Annotated in this window: 18 protein-coding genes, 1 tRNA gene and 1 pseudogene; 16 read left to right on the top strand and 4 right to left on the bottom strand. The window is 41.4% G+C overall.

All coding sequences use genetic code 11. The features are described 5' to 3' along the window. Positions 1 to 91 precede the first annotated feature (91 nt). The 9 genes from FXF70_RS01875 (at position 92) to FXF70_RS01835 (ending at position 9,219) form a co-directional block, all read left to right on the top strand. The gene (locus FXF70_RS01875; RefSeq protein WP_148779745.1) at positions 92 to 1,552 is read left to right on the top strand and encodes a tetratricopeptide repeat protein; all 1,461 of its coding nucleotides are present in this window, start codon (positions 92 to 94) and stop codon (positions 1,550 to 1,552) included. A 364-nt stretch (positions 1,553 to 1,916) separates the two neighbouring features. Continuing rightward, positions 1,917 to 3,290 (top strand): C40 family peptidase, encoded by a 1,374-nt coding sequence (locus tag FXF70_RS01870; RefSeq protein ID WP_148779744.1) that lies wholly within the window; start codon positions 1,917 to 1,919, stop codon positions 3,288 to 3,290. 234 nt (positions 3,291 to 3,524) lie between these two features. After that, complete coding sequence (gene trxB, locus FXF70_RS01865; protein WP_029575420.1) at positions 3,525 to 4,475, top strand: thioredoxin-disulfide reductase; 951 nt, start codon at positions 3,525 to 3,527, stop codon at positions 4,473 to 4,475. Between the two features lie 357 nt (positions 4,476 to 4,832). After that, the gene (locus tag FXF70_RS01860) at positions 4,833 to 5,297 is read left to right on the top strand and encodes an 8-oxo-dGTP diphosphatase (protein ID WP_008348133.1); all 465 of its coding nucleotides are present in this window, start codon (positions 4,833 to 4,835) and stop codon (positions 5,295 to 5,297) included. A gap of 39 nt (positions 5,298 to 5,336) precedes the next feature. Further along, positions 5,337 to 6,224 carry an RNase adapter RapZ gene (gene rapZ / locus FXF70_RS01855; protein ID WP_025208027.1) on the top strand — a complete coding sequence of 296 codons (888 nt, stop codon included), beginning with the start codon at positions 5,337 to 5,339 and terminating at the stop codon, positions 6,222 to 6,224. After that, positions 6,225 to 7,184: a gluconeogenesis factor YvcK family protein gene (locus FXF70_RS01850; RefSeq protein ID WP_017368108.1), complete on the top strand. Its 960-nt coding sequence runs from the start codon at positions 6,225 to 6,227 to the stop codon at positions 7,182 to 7,184. Between the two features lie 17 nt (positions 7,185 to 7,201). Beyond that, complete coding sequence (gene whiA, locus FXF70_RS01845; RefSeq protein WP_008348125.1) at positions 7,202 to 8,152, top strand: DNA-binding protein WhiA; 951 nt, start codon at positions 7,202 to 7,204, stop codon at positions 8,150 to 8,152. Between the two features lie 26 nt (positions 8,153 to 8,178). After that, positions 8,179 to 8,436 carry an HPr family phosphocarrier protein gene (locus FXF70_RS01840; protein WP_008348124.1) on the top strand — a complete coding sequence of 86 codons (258 nt, stop codon included), beginning with the start codon at positions 8,179 to 8,181 and terminating at the stop codon, positions 8,434 to 8,436. A gap of 39 nt (positions 8,437 to 8,475) precedes the next feature. Beyond that, positions 8,476 to 9,219, top strand: coding sequence for an arylamine N-acetyltransferase family protein (locus FXF70_RS01835; RefSeq protein ID WP_148779743.1), 744 nt, complete (start codon positions 8,476 to 8,478; stop codon positions 9,217 to 9,219). 52 nt (positions 9,220 to 9,271) lie between these two features. Here FXF70_RS01835 and FXF70_RS01830 read toward each other — a convergent pair. Further along, positions 9,272 to 9,598 (bottom strand): annotated as a pseudogene (locus FXF70_RS01830) (ribonuclease); the annotation flags it as partial. A 342-nt stretch (positions 9,599 to 9,940) separates the two neighbouring features. Next, entirely contained in the window at positions 9,941 to 10,918 is a 978-nt protein-coding gene (locus FXF70_RS01825; RefSeq protein ID WP_035390199.1) for a 2-hydroxyacid dehydrogenase, read from the bottom strand. A gap of 563 nt (positions 10,919 to 11,481) precedes the next feature. Here FXF70_RS01825 and FXF70_RS01820 point away from each other — a divergent pair. Beyond that, positions 11,482 to 12,063 carry a beta-class carbonic anhydrase gene (locus FXF70_RS01820; RefSeq protein WP_148779742.1) on the top strand — a complete coding sequence of 194 codons (582 nt, stop codon included), beginning with the start codon at positions 11,482 to 11,484 and terminating at the stop codon, positions 12,061 to 12,063. 37 nt (positions 12,064 to 12,100) lie between these two features. Beyond that, positions 12,101 to 13,723 (top strand): SulP family inorganic anion transporter, encoded by a 1,623-nt coding sequence (locus FXF70_RS01815; protein ID WP_035389606.1) that lies wholly within the window; start codon positions 12,101 to 12,103, stop codon positions 13,721 to 13,723. Between the two features lie 224 nt (positions 13,724 to 13,947). Here FXF70_RS01815 and FXF70_RS01810 read toward each other — a convergent pair whose 3' ends face one another. After that, a complete protein-coding gene (locus FXF70_RS01810) occupies positions 13,948 to 14,289 on the bottom strand; it encodes a MazG nucleotide pyrophosphohydrolase domain-containing protein (protein WP_008347798.1) in 342 nt (113 codons plus the stop codon). Between the two features lie 136 nt (positions 14,290 to 14,425). Here FXF70_RS01810 and FXF70_RS01805 point away from each other — a divergent pair, with 136 nt between their 5' ends. Continuing rightward, positions 14,426 to 15,004: an LOG family protein gene (locus tag FXF70_RS01805; RefSeq protein WP_148779741.1), complete on the top strand. Its 579-nt coding sequence runs from the start codon at positions 14,426 to 14,428 to the stop codon at positions 15,002 to 15,004. 55 nt (positions 15,005 to 15,059) lie between these two features. On the opposite strand, the gene clpP is transcribed toward FXF70_RS01805, so the two are convergent. Further along, the gene (gene clpP / locus FXF70_RS01800) at positions 15,060 to 15,656 is read right to left on the bottom strand and encodes an ATP-dependent Clp endopeptidase proteolytic subunit ClpP (protein WP_007500118.1); all 597 of its coding nucleotides are present in this window, start codon (positions 15,654 to 15,656) and stop codon (positions 15,060 to 15,062) included. A gap of 253 nt (positions 15,657 to 15,909) precedes the next feature. Between clpP and FXF70_RS01795 the strand changes: the two genes are divergently transcribed. The 4 genes from FXF70_RS01795 to FXF70_RS01780 all read left to right on the top strand — a co-directional run bounded on the left by FXF70_RS01795 (position 15,910) and on the right by FXF70_RS01780 (position 19,201). Then, positions 15,910 to 15,985: transfer RNA gene (locus tag FXF70_RS01795), tRNA-Arg, on the top strand. Between the two features lie 293 nt (positions 15,986 to 16,278). Next, on the top strand, positions 16,279 to 16,743 hold the full coding sequence (locus FXF70_RS01790; protein ID WP_148779740.1) for a DinB family protein: 465 nt from the start codon (positions 16,279 to 16,281) through the stop codon (positions 16,741 to 16,743). A 233-nt stretch (positions 16,744 to 16,976) separates the two neighbouring features. After that, positions 16,977 to 17,867 carry an ABC transporter substrate-binding protein gene (locus FXF70_RS01785; RefSeq protein WP_073413322.1) on the top strand — a complete coding sequence of 297 codons (891 nt, stop codon included), beginning with the start codon at positions 16,977 to 16,979 and terminating at the stop codon, positions 17,865 to 17,867. 167 nt (positions 17,868 to 18,034) lie between these two features. Further along, a complete protein-coding gene (locus tag FXF70_RS01780; protein WP_148779739.1) occupies positions 18,035 to 19,201 on the top strand; it encodes a macrolide family glycosyltransferase in 1,167 nt (388 codons plus the stop codon). Positions 19,202 to 19,588: the final 387 nt, after the last annotated feature.

The following is a 19,588-nucleotide window of genomic DNA, read 5'->3' as shown; positions in this document are numbered from 1 at the left end:
AAACAAATCCTTCCTTTCCTTTTGTTCTATGTGACGACTCATGAAGTATGTTATACTACACACGGTACACTGTTCGAAATGGAGGGTATCGGTGAGTAAATACACTTCTCAAAATAATCACACACAAGTCGTCCAGCTATTCCAAGATGGGCATTACTTTTTTCATAAAGGTCTAAAAGCATATAGAGAAAGAAATCTGTCTAGGGCAAGTAAGTTGATACAGCGGGCCATCGTACTTGAGCCTGAAAATGTAGAAATGCTGTCGCAGCTTGCCATTATTTATACTGAAATGGGTCATTACCAACAATCTAATGAACTGCTTGATTTTATCCTTGAACACTTGGATGAGAACATGTCAGAGTGTCACTACTTTAAAGCCAATAATTATGCGAATCTCGGTTTGTTTCAAGAGGCATATAGATGCGCCACTGCTTATGCTGCGCTGGAAGAAGACGGGGAATTTGCAGATGAAAATGACGATCTCCTCGATCTGCTTGATATGAGTGACGATGTTGATGAAGATTTTCCTTATGATCAGGATGATCTGATTGTAAAGCAGGATCAAGCCAACCATTTGCTAGAAAGCGGCAGGCTGGATGAAGCAATCGAGATGCTGGAACAGATGATTGTTGAGTATCCAGAGTTTTGGTCAGCGTATAATAATCTCGCTTTGGCCTATTTTTATTCTGGCCAAATCGATCAGGCAAAAGAAATGTTGAACCGGGTCCTTCATGAAAATCCCGGTAATCTGCATGCCCTTTGTAATCAGCTTGTTTTCTATCATTATGAAAAAGAAGAAGAAAAGGTCAATCTGTTAGCGAAGCAATTAACGCACGTGTATCCAATATTAAGTGAACAGCGTTATAAGCTTGGCGCAACATTTGCCCTTGTTGGAGAATTTGAATGGGCATTTAAATGGCTTTATTCTTTGTATAAAACAGGTTTCCAAGGTGATAGTACGTTTTTATACTGGCTGGCAAGTGCAGCCTATTATACGGGCCACAAAACGCTGGCGCAAACCGTTTGGGATAAGATGGTGGAAGAAGATATTGATGCAGATGAAATCAAGCCGTGGCAAGACAAACCAGAGGAGTCTGAGCCAATGGTTTCAATTGAGGAACGACTCACTGCCTACTATGTCAGCAAACAAAAAGGTGAACGTGACGTCTTGCAATCTGTTCTTGATTCCCGTGCTGCGAAAACGACCTTTGAACAGCAGTTTATTGAGTTACTTTTATTTGAAGACCAAATGGAAGAACGGTCGTTTTCAGAAGATGCGGTCTTCGCAAAACAGGCGGCATCTGCTTTGGAAGAAGCGGTGCAGCCTGATAGCCACATGCCATATTTTTGGTTATTCCATATTATTCAGCAAGCACGCGCTTCAGGCGTAGAGAAGAAAAATGCCATTGCATGGGCAGCAGCTTCTTATTATCTATGGATGAATGAACAAGAAGAATCAGCTGTCAGCAAAAAAGAGATCGCAGCTTCTTTTCAGATCAGCGTTCAAACGCTGTCAAAATATGAGAATGTTATTTGTGCGTTCATGGTTTGAATAGGTAAATAGAATCAGATAACAGTAGCATGGCCGAAAAGGTCATGCTTTTTTCTTGGTTAAAAAGGTGGGATTTGCTAGGATTTGGCGAAGTATGACAATCTCGACATCTATTTGAAACATAAATGTAATAAAAATATTAGCTCATTTTGTCGATGTGTCATGTATAATGAAACTCGTGGATTAAAACAAAGACATATATTTAAATATTTTACTATACATAATGCAACACCTAGTGATAGAAACAATCTGGTCAACATCTGACTGAATCATCAGGAAGAAAGACACAGGAAGCACAGATTGGTCGCAGAGAATTTGCTGCTTTCTCATGTCGCTTGGGAAATTGTCAAAGGAGGAACTATACGTGAAAAAGTTTATTACTTTCGGTTTAGCTTCGGTGATTGGAGCGAGCGGTTTATTTATTCCATTTACTCATGAAGCAAATGCACAGAACTTTGAACAAAAGAAACAAGAACTAGACAGCAAGCAGTCAGAGGTAAACAAGAATCTTCAAAAGAAAAAAGAAGAGCTTTCAAAGCTTGAGGCAAAACAAGAGGCACTTGCGCTAAAGCTAAAAGAAATTGACGAAAAAGCTTTAAAAACAAGTGATCAAATCGAAGAAAAACAAAAAGAAAACGAAAAAACAAAAAAAGAAATCAAGGCACTGAAAAAAGAAATTGCTGATACAGAAAAACGTATCGAAGAAAGAAACGAATTCTTGAAAAAGCGTGTACGTGCGCTTCAAGAAAGCGGTGGTTCTACGAAATACATAGATGTATTACTAGGAGCAAAAAGCTTTAGCGATTTCATCAGTCGTGCAGGTGCTGTATCTACATTAATCAACGCAGACAGCGAAATCATTAAAGAACAAGAAAGAGACAAAGCGGAATTACAAAAGTCTGAAAACGAATTAAACACAAAGCTTGAAGATGTTCAAAAGACGCTTTCAAAGCTTGAAACACTTCAAACTGACTTAAATAAACAGCTTGATGAGAAAGACAAGCTATTCAAGCAAGTGAAAAAGCAAAAAGGAAGTGCTTCTTCTCAAATCAGCGAGTTAAACACTGAGGCAAACAGCATTGCATCTGAAAAAGACGCAACAATCGCTGCTCAAAAACAAGCTGAAAAAGAAGCAAGAGAAGCTGCTCAACAAGCAAAAGAAGAAAAAGCACAAAGACAACAGCAACGTCAAGCTAGTGTTCAAGCTGAAGACAACAGCTCTAATAACGACAGCGGTTCTTCTTCAAATAACAGTGGATCTTCAAATAACAATAGCAGCAGTTCACCGAGCAAGAAGCCATCTTCTGGCGGTGGATCACCTGTCAGCAATAACGTAGGCGGAATCGAAGGTGCGATCAGCACAGGTTCTACCATTGTAGGACAATCTCCATATAAATGGGGCGGCGGCAGATCACAAGCCGATATTGACGCACGTCGTTTTGACTGTTCTTCATTCGTTCGCTGGGCATTTGCATCAGCAGGCATCAACCTTGGACCAGTTGGCGGTACAACAACAGATACGCTTGTAGGTAAAGGAAGAGCTGTAAGTGCATCTGACATGAAACGTGGAGACCTTGTGTTCTTTGATACGTACAAAGTAAATGGCCACGTTGGTATTTACTTAGGAAACGGTACATTCTTGAACGATAATAGCTCTCGTGGTGTTTCAGTTGACTCTATGAGCAACGTTTACTGGAAAAAAGCATTCAATGGCGTTGTAAGAAGAGTCGTTGAATAAATCATTACTTACTATATAACCGTAAACAGGCTTCCTTAAACAGCAGTTTAAGGAAGCTTTTTCTTTTTTTGAAGATATGAGCAAATGATTCGCTTATTATCCGCAGATTTAATAGGATATGGGTAAGGAATAAAAGCTAAGAGTGGAAATGATGCTCTCTGTCATGAATGGAAGCATCACCCAAGGGCATTCTAATAAGAAATGCTAGCAGCAATTGAAGAGGGAGTGACAGTTGTGTCAGAAGAAAAAATCTACGATACGATCATCATTGGAGCGGGTCCTGCCGGAATGACAGCCGCTGTTTATACATCACGGGGAAATCTTTCAACACTGATGATTGAAAGAGGAATTCCAGGCGGCCAAATGGCGAATACGGAAGATGTCGAGAACTATCCGGGCTTTGAAAGCATCTTAGGGCCGGAACTTTCAAATAAAATGTTTGAGCATGCAAAGAAATTCGGTGCCGAGTATGCGTATGGCGATATTAAAGAAATTGTAGATGGTGAAGAGTACAAAACCGTCAAAGCTGGTTCAAAAGAATACAAAGGACGCTCTGTCATTATTGCGGCAGGTGCTGAATACAAAAAAATCGGTGCACCAGGCGAAAAAGAACTTGGCGGCCGCGGCGTATCATACTGCGCTGTATGTGACGGTGCCTTCTTTAAAAACAAAGAGCTTGTCGTGATTGGCGGAGGAGACTCAGCAGTAGAAGAGGGTGTTTACCTCACTCGCTTTGCGTCTAAAGTCACAATTGTCCATAGACGCGACAAACTTCGTGCCCAAAGCATCTTACAAGCACGTGCATTTGATAATGAAAAAATCGACTTTATGTGGAACAAAACCGTTAAAGAAATCAATGAAGAGAACGGGAAAGTCGGCAGTGTGACATTAATTGATACCGTGACAGGTGAGGAAGAAGACTTCAAAACAGATGGCGTCTTTATCTACATCGGTATGCTGCCGCTGTCTAAACCATTTGAAAATCTAGGGATTACAAATGCAGAGGGCTACATTGAGACGAACGAAAGAATGGAAACAAAAGTTGAAGGAATCTTCGCAGCTGGAGACATTCGTGAGAAAACACTTCGTCAAATCGTCACAGCAACAGGTGATGGAAGTATTGCAGCACAGAGTGCACAGCATTATGTAGAAGAGCTTGCTGAAAAGCTAAAAGCAATGAAATAAACAGATGTCGTAAATCCTTAATATTGCGTCACGGGCTTTTAACTGGAATGTAACATGGGTGAAATAATTATCCGTTATGATGAAACTAGTAATTGACCCCCTTTTATAAGGAATACATGTTTGGCACGGATGTGAATCCGTGTCCTTTTTTTTGCTTAAAATCAGAAATTCACGAGATGTTCACAAATGACGCATGGAGAACCGTTACATGTTGTAAAATAAAGAATAGAGAAAGTGCCCGTCGCCATATTCATACGAAAACCTGTCTGTTTTCAGTGAAGAACGGGCATGTTCATTGTGGGAGTCATGATGAACCTGTATAATAAGAAAAAGACATAAAAGAGTAGGTGACAGCTGATGCAACGAGTAACCAATTGTGTGCTGCATCACGAAGATCAAGTTCTCTTGCTGCAAAAGCCAAGACGAGGCTGGTGGGTAGCACCTGGCGGCAAAATGGAGAGCGGAGAATCGGTCAAGGATTCAGTCGTTCGAGAATTTAGAGAAGAAACAGGCATTTATATTTTAAATCCTCAGCTAAAAGGCGTGTTTACCTTTATCATAAAAGAAGGCGATCAAATCGTTCAAGAGTGGATGATGTTCACCTTTATGGCAGATTCCTTTACAGGAAAAAACGTATCAGAGTCGGAGGAAGGCATTTTAAAATGGCATGATGTAAAAGATGTGCCCAGCTTGCCGATGGCTCCAGGAGATTCCCATATTCTTGACTTCATGTTGAAAGGGAAAGGACTTCTCCACGGCACTTTTACGTATACACCAGATTTTGAGCTGATTGCTTATCGATTAGATCCTCAAGGAGACTAATAAATGAACCGTTTTCATAAAGAAGGAGAGGGAGCAGGCATGAATACGCACAAACAAGATGATATTCAGCTTGTGATTATTACAGGGATGTCAGGTGCGGGGAAAACCGTTGCCATCCAAAGCTTTGAAGACTTAGGTTACTTTTGTGTGGATAACTTACCGCCATCACTTTTACCGAAGTTTCTAGAGCTCATGAAGGAATCCAATTCAAAGATGAGCAAGGTGGCCCTTGTGATGGATTTGCGCGGACGCGAATTCTTTGATAGCTTAATTGCAGCCTTAGATGAAATGAGTGATCTTGGTTGGATCACACCAAGAATATTATTCTTAGATGCAAACGATAAGGTACTTGTCTCAAGATACAAAGAAACGAGACGTTCGCATCCTCTTGCGACAACAGGTTTGCCGCTCGAAGGAATCGCGATGGAACGCGATCTGTTAGAAGAGTTAAAAGGCCGAGCTCAAATGATTTTTGATACATCGGATTTGAAACCGAAACAGCTTCGAGAAAAGATTGTCACACACTTTGCTACGAATCAGGGGCAAGTGTTTACAGTGAATGTGATGTCATTTGGCTTTAAGTACGGCTTGCCAATTGATGCTGATCTTGTATTTGATGTGAGATTTCTGCCGAATCCTTACTATATTGAGAGCATGCGTCCACAGACTGGAAATGATGAAGAAGTACGCTCCTATGTCATGAAGTGGAGTGAAACGCAAAAGTTCACAGAGAAATTAATCGACCTTCTCAGCTTTATGCTACCGTCCTATAAACGAGAAGGAAAAAGCCAACTTGTTATTGCCATTGGCTGTACAGGCGGACAGCACCGATCAGTGACGCTAGCGAACTACTTATCGGAGTATTTTAAAAATGACTACTATACTCATGTCACTCACCGGGACATTGAAAAGAGAAGCAGAAAATAGATGACGACACTTCCAAAGGTGGTCATTCTTGGCGGGGGCACTGGCTTATCTGTTTTGCTCAGAGGGCTAAAAACAAAGCCAGTGGATATTACCGCTATTGTAACGGTTGCTGATGACGGAGGAAGCTCAGGGAGACTGCGACATGATTTGAATATTCCGCCTCCAGGCGATATTCGAAATGTACTTGCGGCACTCTCTGATGTCGAACCGCTTGTAGAAGATTTATTTCAGCACCGTTTTAATAAAGGGAATGACTTAACAGGCCACTCTCTTGGCAATCTCATTCTTGCGGCTATGACGAATATAACCGGTGATTTTTTTCATGCCGTCACAGAAATGAGCAAGGTCTTAAATGTGAGAGGAAAAGTATTGCCAGCAGCGAATTCAAGTGTTGTTCTTCATGCTGAATTAGAAAATGGGCAAGTGGTAACAGGAGAATCAAAAATCCCAACCTATGGTGAGCGAATTAAACGAGTGTTTCTCACACCCGATACGATTGAGCCGCTCCCAGAATCGATTCAAGTCATTCGTGAAGCCGACTTGATCGTCCTTGGACCTGGCAGCTTGTATACAAGTATCTTGCCAAACTTGCTTGTACCGCATATTGGCGAAGAAGTGATTCGTTCTAAGGCGAAAAAAGTCTATGTTTGCAATGTCATGACACAGCCGGGGGAAACGCTTTCCTACAGTGCAGCTGATCATGTGCAGGCACTAAACGATCATATGGACCGACCATTTATCGATACGATTTTTGTGAACAATAAAGAAATTCCAGAAGAAATCAAAGCAAAATATGCAGAAGAACAGGCGCAGCCTGTACAATTCGACACAGATGTACTCAAAGCCATGGGACTAGAAGTCATCCCTGGGGAAATCATTACATATGACCAACATGTGATTCGTCATGATACGCTGAAAGTAGCTGCGCTGCTTGTCGATTTGCTGCATCAGAAAAAATAGGAATGGGGGTGGCAAGGATGTCATTTGCATCCGAAACAAAAAAAGAGCTGACTAATCTGGAAGTGAAGGACTGCTGCACAAAAGCAGAGCTTTCTGCCCTCATCCGTATGAACGGTTCATTATCTTTTTCTAATCGAAAATTGATTTTAGATATACAGACAGAGAACGCAGCCATTGCAAGACGTATTTATACCCTTTTGAAAAAGAAATACGATGTGACTGTCGAGCTGCTCGTTCGTAAAAAAATGAGATTAAAAAAGAATAATGTGTATATTGTCAGACTGGTAGAACGAGCGAAAACCATTTTAGAGGACCTAAAGATATTAGGTGAACAATTTGTATTTGAACGCAACATTTCAGAAGAACTTGTGAAGAAAAGATGCTGCAAGCGTTCCTATATGAGAGGTGCTTTTTTAGCAGGAGGTTCTGTGAATAATCCAGAAACCTCTTCGTATCACCTTGAGATTTTTTCACTATACAAAGAACATAATGATGCCCTTTGTGAGCTCATGAATCAATTTCATCTTAACAGTAAAACACTTGAACGCAAAAAAGGCTTTATCACATACATGAAGGAAGCGGAGAAAATTACGGAATTCTTAAGTGTTGTGGGTGCTCATAACTCATTGCTTCGTTTTGAAGACGTGCGTATCGTCCGAGATATGAGGAATTCAGTGAACCGGCTCGTCAATTGTGAAACAGCAAACTTGAATAAAACGATCGGTGCCTCACTGCGCCAGGTTGAAAATATTCAATTCATTGACGAAAAGATTGGACTAGACGCCCTGCCAGATAAGCTGCGTGAAATTGCGCAACTGCGTATTGACTACCAAGAAGTCACACTAAAGGAACTTGGCGAAATGGTGGAAAGCGGCAAGATCAGCAAATCAGGCATTAATCACCGTTTAAGAAAGCTAGATCAAATTGCAGAACAATTAAGAAACGGACAAGCTGTTACACTCAAATAGGGAAATAAAAAAGGGAGGCAGATCATATGGTGGAAAAAACGGTCACAATTCAGCTGAAAACGGGTTTGCAGGCACGTCCGGCTGCTTTGTTCGTTCAAGAAGCCAATCGTTTTGGTGCTGATATTTTTCTAGAGAAAGATGGGAAAAAGGTCAATGCGAAGAGTATTATGGGACTGATGAGTCTTGCGATTAGCTCTGGGGTCACCGTCAAACTAATAGCTGATGGAGCAGATGAACAAGAAGCCATCGATGCGTTAACGGATTTTATCAATCAAGAAAACTGAGTCTCTTTCAAGGGCTCAGTTTTTTTAGGAGGGAAAGTTGTGATTCAATCAGCCTTTTTACAGAAAATTGGATACGAAGCTGCGTCCATTACGTTTGATCAATTACCGGATTTACTAAGGAAGATGGCTTATACCTTTCCTTTTGAAAATAGATCTGTGGTGGGTAAACACGCCTATGCTTTGGATCAAGAAGGTTTGAAGCTTCATCTTCTGGAAGGCAGCAGAGGTGGGCTTTGCTATGACCTCAATCCGCTCTTATATTATGTCTTAAAAGAGGCAGGTCTCGCTGTACAGCTCGTTCAAGGGACCGTATATAACAAAGAAGCGGAGAAGTGGGCACTGGATGGGACGCATGTAGCCATCGTCCTTCAACATCACCATGAGCGCTACCTCATTGATGCAGGATTTGGTGTGAATTTACCCCTTCAGCCCGTCCCTTTTACAGGTGAATGGGTGGAAGCACCGTCCCTTCGTTTTCGCGTGAACGCAGAAGAAACAGAAAAAGGAACCCATCTACTCCAATTGGATAGGGGAGCGGGTGCTGAAACAGGTTATGCTTTCACATTAAAAGAAGTCGGTGAAGATACACTTGTGCAATTGAGGCATGAGATTTATGAAAATGAAGCCTCTCCTTTTAACAAAAGGCCGCTTGCATCCAAACTGACACCAACAGGTCGTGTGATCGTGACAGAAGATCATGTCACGATACATGAACAGGACGAAGTATCGAAGAAACCACTCTCACAACCGTTTGAGGAGTACGTACAAAAACTGCTTCCGTAAACAATATGAAAAAAGACAGCCCTTTTGACTTAGGGCTGTCTTTTTATAATGATTAACGAATCCTCGTAAATGTCGCATAGTGATCGGTTGTTTTATAAATGAGCCAGTCACTTGAATACACAAGGCGGTCAGCATTACGGAAACCGGATACGTAGTTGATGTCGGCTTCACGCCATGTACGGCCACTAGCGGATGGAAGGCGTCCCTCCCGATTAGAGAATACGTCTCCACCGATGCTTTTGCCCGGCGCGACTTCAGCTAAATTTCCTTTTGATGCCACCCATCCGAGGGCGCTCGCTTGTGATTTGGTGATGTAATTATCAGGTAGTCGTTTATAGCGGATTAAGTAATCTGCTACACCATCAAAGGTATTAATGACGGCAAGGGTACGAAGGTCTGGTGCAAGCTGTACGGAAGCAGTTTCATTTGTGGCTGTTGGTGTAAGTGGTGTTTCTGCATGGGCTTGCTGCGGGATAAATCCAGAAAACAGAATGGCAGCAATCAGAGCGAACAGAGTAAAAATCGAACTTATTTTTTTCATCTTGATCCTCCTCAAAAGGAAATGGGATGCCGTCCTCTTGATGCTTGTCTATCTCATATTATAGCACCGGCAGATGAAGAGAATGTAAAGAATCAGGAGATTGGTGAAAATGAGGCTTTTTGACCTACTGTCTCTAGATGACGTAAACAAAAAGACGCAGTTCCCTGCGCCTTTTTTCAATTAAGATGAGGCAAGCTCCTTCACAATATCAACAGGGGCTTTGCCGTCAATTCCATGAATCACATTATGAATGGCTCGTTTCAGCATAAGGTCTCTGGTCGTTTCAGTAGCGGAACCGATATGCGGGGCAAGCGTGACATTGTCCATCTCCTTGAAAGGATGATCTTCCTGAAGCGGTTCTTGCTCGTACACATCCAGACCAGCTCCTTTAATCCACCCTTCCTGCAGTGCTTGAATGAGGCTTTTCTCATCGACGGTTTTTCCGCGGGAGATGTTCACGAATAAAGCTGTCGGCTTCATTAATTTCAATTCCCGCTCTCCTATCATATGGTACGTCTCATCAGTCAGCGGTGTGATTAACACAATGATATCAGCTTGCTTCAGCAAGTCATCCAGTGCACAATATACAGCGCCATATGCCGATTCGGCTTTCTCGTTTCGGCTCCGGTTGTGATAGAGGACGTTCATATCAAAACCATGAGCGGCTCGTTTGGCTACTTGCTCTCCGATTCGTCCCATCCCAATGATCCCAAGCGTTTGATGATGGACATCAATGCCGAATATATCTTCCTCTTGAACAAATTTTGTCCATTTTCCCTTGCGGATAAAACGATCAAGCTCGGCAATTCTCCTCGCAGAAGAGAGAATGAGCGAAAAGGCAAGATCAGCAACGGTATGATCGAGTGTATAAGGCGTGTGCGTACCAATCACGCCTCTTTGTCTCATGGCTTCTAGATCAAAATTGTCATAGCCGACTGAATTATTGCTCACCACCTTGAGTTGGGGTGCGTGATCTAATAAATCTTGATCAATTTTCGTACCAGATGTTAAAAGGCCATCAGCCTTCTGCAGCTTCTCAAATAACAGATCTCTTGGGATCGGGTCCTTTGACTGCCATACCTCATATGTACAATGTTCCTTTAGCATGTCTTCAAAAGAGGCAGGTAAGGGTTTGGCGACAAAAATATGTGGTTTCATCATCAACTCGCTCCTTTCACATGGTCATCTTTCTCTTTTTATTATAAAGCAACCACTTTGGCAGTACACGTTTGAATATGAGCTGCTCAATATTTAATATACTGAAATAACGGAAAAGAAGAGATTTTTATAGTGAAAGAGTAAATGACATGGCCATCTGATGTCTTTTTACGATGTAGAAAAACGAGTGATTAGTAGATGAGTCATAGAAAAATGCTAGATGTTTCGAGAGATAATCTGACAAACTGGAAAATAGATCGAGACTTTTTGATAGAAAATTTATTATATTTGCAGTGTATTAAACGGGATGGTCATTTTCTACTAAACCTTTTCATCGTCTTTTGGTGAAATGAGAGCTATCGTTTGTAAGCAAAAGCCGCATATCCCCTGTGCTGAAGCGGAACAAAGAGCAAAATAGAGAAAATGCTTACATATTCTCTCATCGTTTTCTCATTTTTTTCTTTTTTTTCTATCATTTTTCTTCTCTATGCTTGAGAACACACAAGGGAAAAGGAGGCCAGGTAAGGCGTTACAATCACTTAAAAAAGATAGGAGATGACAGGATGGGATCAACATTAGAACAGATTCTTCAGCACAATGCATATTTTGTGAAAGAGAGACAGTATGAGCCTTTCAAGGCGGGAAAATTTCCTGAGAAGAAATTGGTTATATTAACTTGTATGGATACACGCCTGTTGGAATTATTACCGCAATCCATGGGGCTTCGTAATGGTGATGCGAAGATCATTAAAAATGCAGGAGCCATCGTCACACATCCATTTGGCAGTGTCATGCGGAGTATTTTACTAGCCATTTATGAGCTGAAAGCAGAGGAAGTATGCATTGTCGGCCATCATGAATGCGGAATGGCAGGCCTTGCGGCAGACCCTTTACTTGAAAAGGCAAAAGCACGGGGAATTGAGGAAAAGTGTTTGAGCATTGTGAAAAGCGCAGGTGTCGATTTAAAGGGCTGGCTGACAGGCTTTGATTCAGTGGAAGAGAGCGTATCCCAAAGTGTGAAATTAGTCAAAGAGCACCCGCTCATGCCAAGTGATGTAGCTGTTCATGGACTAGTGATTCATCCGGCAACAGGAAAGCTGGATGTCGTTATAAAAGATAAACAGATCGACCCACAGTATGCCTAAATCATCTACACATACTTGAAGGAGGCCAACACATACCATGCGTTTTTATGGAAGATTTGAAGGTTATGATTCATCAAAGTTTAGACGCGATTTAATCGCTGGGCTTGTCGTGGGCGTTGTGGCAATTCCTTTAGGCATGGCTTTTGCCATTGCATCTGGTGTCGGACCAGAATACGGATTATACACAGTCATCGTTGCCGGCATTTTGATTTCATTGTTTGGTGGTTCAAAGTATCAGATCGGCGGACCGACCGGGGCATTTGTTCCAATTTTATTCGGGATCGTCAGTCAGTACGGTATTGAAAACTTACTCATTGCTGGTTTTATGGCAGGCTGTATGCTTGTATTATTCGGAATATTCAAACTAGGGAAGCTCATGAAATTTATTCCTCGTCCGGTTATCATCGGCTTTACTGCCGGCATTGCTGTCATTATTTTTTCAGGACAGATTGCCAACTTCCTCGGATTAAAGGGTGTTGAAAAGCATGAAAGCTTTTTCCTCAATATGAGAGAAATCGTGGTCCATCTCGGTACCGCAAACAGTTTCGCCATTCTCACAGCGATTGTTGGGCTCATCGTGATTTTGGCGGCACAAAAATACATTCCCAAAATACCTGGTGCTCTATTAGGTCTACTCGTTTCAACATTTATAGCTGTTCTCTTTTTTCAAGGACAAGTTGAAACCATCGGCTCTGCATATGGCGAAATCCCTCGTCAGCTGCCAACTTTCGCTTTTCCTGAATTGACGATTGAAAAAATGATTTATCTGCTGCCTCCGGCTATTGTCATTGCCCTTTTAGGCGGCGTGGAGTCCATCTTGTCAGCTATGGTTGCTGATAATATGAAAGGCTCAAAGCATGACAGCAACAAGGAGCTTGTCGGGCAAGGAATTGCCAATATGGCGGCACCGCTTTTCGGAGGGATCCCAGCGACGGGAGCGATTGCTCGTACGGCAACAAACATTAAAAATGGTGGAGCAAGCCCCATTTCAGGAGTCGTGCATGGTGTCGTTGTCTTGCTCATCTTAATGTTATTTGCACCATATGCATCGATGATTCCACTTGCTGCCATGGCACCGATTTTGATGTTTGTGGCGTGGAATATGAGTGAGAAAAAAGAGTTTATCAATATTGTCAAAGTCAAAAATGCGGATTCCCTTGTGCTTGTCGTGACCTTCCTGCTGACGGTCATCGGTGATTTGATTATTGGCGTGACTGCAGGTCTCATTTTAGCGTTTATCGCCTTTATCAAGAAAATGAGTCAGACAACGAATATCCACACAAATGTCGCTGTTCCTCAAATCGAAACCGCAGCTGCCTTAGAAAGGGAGACCGATCAGAAAGGGATTAGTATGTATTCGATTGAAGGGCCACTCTTTTTCGGTACAACCGATTCATTGGAAAATTCGATTTTGGATCATGTTCAGACAAAGCCGAAAACACTCATTTTGCTTATGAACAAAGTGAATTATATGGACACCTCAGCAGAAGCGGTTCTGATGAACATTTCCAATCGATTAAAGCATCACAATGGAAAATTGATGATTGTAGGGCTTCAATCACAGCCAAAAGAGCTTTTACATCGTACCGGTCTTTTCCATCACATTGGAAAGCAGCATTTCTTTGAACGAACGGATGATATTTCACCACAGCAGCTATAAAAGGCTAAAAAAAGCACGTGACATGTCGGTCACGTGCTTCAGCGTATAGACAAACCCTCGCATTCTTTGTCAGTTCTGCGTGCCGGTGCTCACAAATGTCAAATTCGCTCCGCGCCGGTACTCGTCCTTCCTAGACTGCAAAGGTTTTCTATCACGCTGAAAAGAAGACAAAGGGCTAAAATCAAGTTCATTTTAGCCCTTTGTCAAATCCCGTGACATGTCGGTCACGGGCTTTTTACCTGCTCTTTTTCACTAGAAAACCGTTGTGTGAGTTTCTGTTGATGGGAAGAGAAGACCTCTTCTACTGTTACATCATAGAGATCAGCTAGAACAAGTAGATTTCCTAAGACATCTCCCATTTCTTCAATAAGGTCCTTTCTTAACGCGGCGTCCTCCTGTGTTTTCTCATCAGGTCGATCGCGTCCAATTTCGACCGCCCTGACTGCGCGAGCGAGTTCACCTGTTTCTTCCATCAGGAAACCTAACCTGATAAACGGCCCGTATTCTGTCCAATTTCTCATTTTGTAGAAATCTTTGATCCATTTTTCCATTTCAGTTGTTTGCATTCTCTTTACACAGCTCCTTATATGGTGTTCACCTTCTGATTTTACACTATATATAGATGAAGCGGCTGTTTCTTTACAATGAATTATAGTAGAATGAGTGGGTGAAGAAATCATAGAGAGAGATGGAGCTGTTTTGATGAAAACGATTTGTGTGTTTGCTGGTTCGAATCCAGGTGTGAATGACATCTACAAACAAAAAGCTGTCGAGCTAGGGGCTTATATGGCAGAGCAAGGAATCCGCCTTGTATACGGTGGCTCACGAATTGGCTTAATGGGAGCTATAGCGGATGAGGTATTGAAAAACGGCGGGCAAGTGATCGGAGTCATGCCAAAAGGGCTTTTTAGAGGAGAGGTTGTGCATCAAGAGCTAACCGAATTGATTGAAGTCAAAGGGATGCATGAACGAAAAGCGAAAATGAGCGAGCTGGCCGATGGGTTTATTGCCATGCCAGGTGGTTTTGGTACATATGAAGAATTATTTGAGGTGCTATGTTGGGCGCAAATTGGCATCCATCAAAAGCCAATCGGATTGTATCAAGTGAATGACTATTTCAATCCGCTCATAGACATGGTGAAGTTTAGTATACAGGAAGGTTTTTCGAATGAATCACACCTTCGATTGCTACATGCCTCTGGAGAACCGGAAGAATTGATTTCACAGATGGCTTCCTATCAAACACCAACTCTTCAACAGAAATGGACGGAGCTGTCTTAAAATAGATGCATAACAAAAAACCGTCTGTTCAAAGAGCAGACGGTTTGTTTTGTGATTATTTTTGTTCTTCTGTATTACGGGTCAAGACTTTGTCAATGAGTCCGTATTGAAGTGCTTCTTCCGCTGTTTTAAAGTTGTCACGATCTGTATCGCGCTCAATGACTTCAATTGGCTGACCAGTACGTTCAGCAAGTACTTGGTTCAGTTTATCGCGTAAAGAAAGGATTCGTTTTGCCGCAATTTCAATTTCTGTTGCTTGACCTTGCGCACCACCTAGTGGTTGGTGAATCATCACTTCACTATTTGGAAGGGCATAACGCTTACCTTTTTCACCAGCAGCAAGCAGGAACGCACCCATAGATGCAGCCATACCAATACAAATAGTTGATACCTTTGGTTTAATAAATTGCATCGTATCGTAAATGGCCATACCAGCTGTGATCGAACCGCCAGGGCTGTTAATGTAGATAGAGATATCTTTTTCTGGATCCTCGGCTTCTAAGAAGAGAAGCTGTGATACGATGGAGTTGGCAACATTGTCATCGATCGCAGAACCAAGCATGATAATACGGTCTTTTAAAAGACGAGAATAAATGTCGTAAGCTCTTTCCCCACGATTTGTTTGCTCAATGACTGTAGGTATTAAATTCATAATGTTCCTCCTTCACCTTTTAGGTAAGTATGTAATTCAATGATACATTTTTGGTCAATAAAGGTCAAACAAAATGCTGACCTAAAATCAAATACCCCTATCCATTTTCCCCAAAACTCTTCCACTTCAAACCATCATATGAGTATATGTATGGGAATGAAGAAAATGCATCGACAGGGATAGCGATTAATCATTGCTTTCTTGCAGCATTTCCCTTATAATTTGATATGCTGACGTTCAAAAAACATATCGTGCGCTCGTAGCTCAGTTGGATAGAGCGGTGGTTTCCGGTACCACGTCTGCCGGGGGTTCGAATCCCTCCGAGCGCGTCTTGAGTATCCGATGGATTATTTATGAAAGAACTTGAAAACCCTTTGAAATAAAGGGTTTTTTTGTTTTTTTATGAGTGGTATTGTGTGAGTAAATTGAGAGGAACTTCACTATTTATTAGAGAGTTCATCTTGTATCGAAAAACACAGATTAAAATTGTTAAAAAGACAAATTTTCTTGATGATAGGCAATCAAGTAAACTTAATCTATTATTGGAGTATAAAGTCAGTTCATCAATATTCTCAAAGCTTGTTCAACGAAAAGGGCAAAATTCATTCATAAGGAGGCACTAATGAATTGTGAAAGTGTTTTTCATCAAATTGAAGTAGCTGTTAAAACATTAATAAAAATAGTGAGTCAATTAGAAGAAGCTGATTTACGAAAAAGACCAACACCTCATAAGCAGTCTATCGGAGAGTTGCTGGAACACATTGCGATCATTTGTGAAGCTGACTGGCGTATCGCAAATGAGGCGACCCAAGAAGAGATGGAAACATTTTATGCTAATGTATCATATAAAACTGTAAAGTCGATAGAAAAAGGCTTAATGACTAATTTTCATTCATTAAAAAATCATTATATGAAATTATCGGACACAGAACTACTGTCTCGTACCACTTCCTATTGGGGTGTGACATATACAAGGTATGAATGGTTGTTAGAGATATTAGCACATGTTTATCATCATAGGGGGCAAGTACACGCTATGCTTGTTCACTGTTACGATAAAGACCCTAAAATTTCTATGTTTGAATAACTGTCCTCAATTCAAATAACCATCCATCGTGTTGGTTCTAGTAATGTCAATTATACGTTCTTCGAGTTCATGCTCGACCTAGTTCACGATAGAACAAGGTCTCTCAAACCCTTCTCCATTAAGAGAGGGGTTTTTGTGTGGCGTTCACTTCTAAAACTTTACATCTATACCAAACTATTTATGCTATAATTAATAATCATTCTCAATTAAAGGTGGTTTCGTCAGTGAAAAAAATGATTTGGCTTATGAGTCTGCTGGCAGTATTGTTGGTGGCTTGTGGGCAGAAAGACAATAAAGAACAAGAATCAAATACTCGTACATATACAACTGAAACGGGTGAAAAGATCACCATTCCTGACAAGCCTAAACGAATTGTTGTGTTAACAGCACAGCTTGGAAATTTTAAAAAGTTAGGTGTGACACCTGTTGGCATGACAGATGTTTATCCTAAATCATCCTTTTTAGATGAAACAGGTGTGAAGAGGGTGCCGATAGAAAATGTGGAGGCAATCGCCAAACTGAAGCCTGATCTCATCATTGCTTATTCACAAAATGATCAAGTTGAAAAATATAAAAAGATCGCAAAAACAATCACTTTCACAACAAGTGAACATAGCTTTAAAGAGATGCATATTGAAATCGGAAAGATTCTTGGAAAAGAATCGTTAGCCAAAAAACAAATACAAGAAATGGACGAGCAGCTGAAAAAAGACGGCAAAGAGGTCAAAGCAAAAATTGGTGAAGACAAGACGTTCTCCATTATGGATGTGCAGCCTAAGCAGGTGTACTTATTTGGTACAGACTTTGGCCGCGGTGGGGAGGTCATCTATCAAGGGTATGGATTTAGCCTGCCTGAAAAAGCGGATAAGGCTCTTCCGAAAGAAGGGTATCTCGGTATTTCATTAGAAGAGATGAATGAGTATACAGGTGACTATTTACTTGTACCAACAAAGGATGGAAAAGCACCTAATCTAGATATCACAGGCAGCGGTGTATGGAAGAAGAATAAAGCAGTGAAACAAGGACATGTTTTATCCTATTCAATCAATGAATTTATCTATGCTGATCCAATCTCAATTGAAAAACAGTCTGCTACGTTTAAACAAATGCTACTTAAAAATTAATAAAAAGAAGACAAAGCACTTAAACAGGAGGCTTTGTCTTTTTTTCTGCTATCCTCTTAAAATACTAGCCATAAGACTCATTTCTGCCCTTTTCAGGCGTATTTGTTGAGCCCGATCACTGTATAAGATTAACATGGAAGGGAATTGACAATAAGGAGAGGATTCTTGTGGCGAAGGTTTTAATGATTACGTTCCCAGCTGAAGGACATGTGAACCCAATGTTAGGAATGATAAGAGCATTTGTTGATCGAGGTGATGAAGTGCATGTGGTCACAACTGAACATTATCAAAAGCGGATCAAACGCTTAGGCGCTCACATACATATACATCCAGATTATATTCGCACATTAAGTGTCGAAGAAAGCGATTTAGAGTCCATGCAGCCATTTTTCCATGCCATGCTACAAACGTCATTAGACATTTTAGAAGTGGTGGAAACTCTTTCTCAACAGCATTCATTTGATTTGGTCTATTTTGATATGTTTGGAGCAGGTGAGCTTGTGCGGGATTACTTACAGATTCCAGGCATCGGTTCGAATCCTTCTTTTGTGCTGCAAGAGGCACATTTTGATACACCTCTATACAGAAAAGATGAGAAGGCGGCTCATCTGTTAGAAGAAATACATGAACGTTTTGGCGTTCAGCCAAAGCATTTGATGCAATTCATGAAAAACCGTGGAGAGCTGAATATGGTGTATACAAGTGAATATTTTCAGCCGTCTGTTGATGCATTGGATGATTCGTTTGTTTTCATTGGACCGAGCTTTCTAAAACGTGCTGACCAGCACGATTTCCCGTTAGAAACGCTTGAGCGAGAGAAGGTCGTCTTTATTTCAATGGGAACGGTTCTTGGAGATACTGAAGCATTCTTTAATATGTGTATTGATGCCTTTGCCGACTTTGATGGAAAAGTGATTCTCGCAACTGGTGAAAAAATCGACATGTCTCTCCTAAAAGAAGCGCCATCTCATTTTCTCATCGAGCCTTATGTGCCGCAGCTTGAAGTCCTTGAACTGACAGATGTGTTTGTGACCCACGGCGGGATGAACAGTGTCAATGAAGGTATTCATTATCATGTTCCAATGGTTGTCATCCCGGTTGACAAAGATCAGCCGATGGTGGCAAAAAGACTGACTGATCTCTCTGCTGCTCGTGCACTCGATAAAGACCAGCTGACAGCAAAGCAGCTGAAAGATACTGTAGAGAATGTACTGGGAAGTGACACGTACCGTGATGGGATTGAAAAGATTGAAGAAAGTTTCCAAACAGCAGGTGGAACAGAAAAAGCATTACGTGTCATTGATCAGTTTATGCAAGCGAAACAGATGCAATAGGTAAGGTGTTTACCCATTGGCCAGCCTGTCTCAATAGGAAACCTACTTGACAAAAAATAACCAATCTTTTATCGTATACGTAACAAACGACGGAAGGGTGACCCAATGCAATGAAGTACTAATCCTATGACCTGTAAGCAAAATGAAAGAACGAAGGCAGTGAGCAAACGATATGTGTTGCTATGTTTGCTGCGTTTTCATTTTTTAGCTTCGGAATAGGATGGTACAGCTTGGGAATCAAAGATTGAAGTGATGGATACGGGGGAGATGTGTGCTCATTTGATGAACCGCATGTCATTCTGTATCGATACGCTTATTTTTGTACACCATTTTGCCTCCTATTCTGAGAATGGGAGGCTTTTTCATGTCTCCTGATACGAAAGGAGA

The organism is Bacillus sp. Y3 (assembly GCF_008123875.1).
Lineage (GTDB): Bacteria > Bacillota > Bacilli > Bacillales > Bacillaceae > Bacillus > Bacillus altitudinis.
The sequence above is the reverse complement of the archived record's forward strand: the minus strand, read 5'-3'. Positions and strand labels throughout refer to the sequence as shown.

What these genes read in the sequence shown, in the direction of transcription:
- FXF70_RS01840 (WP_008348124.1), top strand. Translation starts at nt 8,179, where the DNA reads ATGGTGGAAAAAACGGTCACAATTCAGCTGAAAACGGGTTTGCAGGCA.
- FXF70_RS01810 (WP_008347798.1), bottom strand. Translation starts at nt 14,289, where the DNA reads ATGCAAACAACTGAAATGGAAAAATGGATCAAAGATTTCTACAAAATG.
- rapZ (WP_025208027.1), top strand. Translation starts at nt 5,337, where the DNA reads ATGAATACGCACAAACAAGATGATATTCAGCTTGTGATTATTACAGGG.
- FXF70_RS01785 (WP_073413322.1), top strand. Translation starts at nt 16,977, where the DNA reads ATGATTTGGCTTATGAGTCTGCTGGCAGTATTGTTGGTGGCTTGTGGG.
- FXF70_RS01790 (WP_148779740.1), top strand. Translation starts at nt 16,279, where the DNA reads ATGAATTGTGAAAGTGTTTTTCATCAAATTGAAGTAGCTGTTAAAACA.
- FXF70_RS01805 (WP_148779741.1), top strand. Translation starts at nt 14,426, where the DNA reads ATGAAAACGATTTGTGTGTTTGCTGGTTCGAATCCAGGTGTGAATGAC.
- FXF70_RS01815 (WP_035389606.1), top strand. Translation starts at nt 12,101, where the DNA reads ATGCGTTTTTATGGAAGATTTGAAGGTTATGATTCATCAAAGTTTAGA.
- whiA (WP_008348125.1), top strand. Translation starts at nt 7,202, where the DNA reads ATGTCATTTGCATCCGAAACAAAAAAAGAGCTGACTAATCTGGAAGTG.
- FXF70_RS01825 (WP_035390199.1), bottom strand. Translation starts at nt 10,918, where the DNA reads ATGAAACCACATATTTTTGTCGCCAAACCCTTACCTGCCTCTTTTGAA.
- FXF70_RS01850 (WP_017368108.1), top strand. Translation starts at nt 6,225, where the DNA reads ATGACGACACTTCCAAAGGTGGTCATTCTTGGCGGGGGCACTGGCTTA.
- clpP (WP_007500118.1), bottom strand. Translation starts at nt 15,656, where the DNA reads ATGAATTTAATACCTACAGTCATTGAGCAAACAAATCGTGGGGAAAGA.
- FXF70_RS01860 (WP_008348133.1), top strand. Translation starts at nt 4,833, where the DNA reads ATGCAACGAGTAACCAATTGTGTGCTGCATCACGAAGATCAAGTTCTC.
- FXF70_RS01820 (WP_148779742.1), top strand. Translation starts at nt 11,482, where the DNA reads ATGGGATCAACATTAGAACAGATTCTTCAGCACAATGCATATTTTGTG.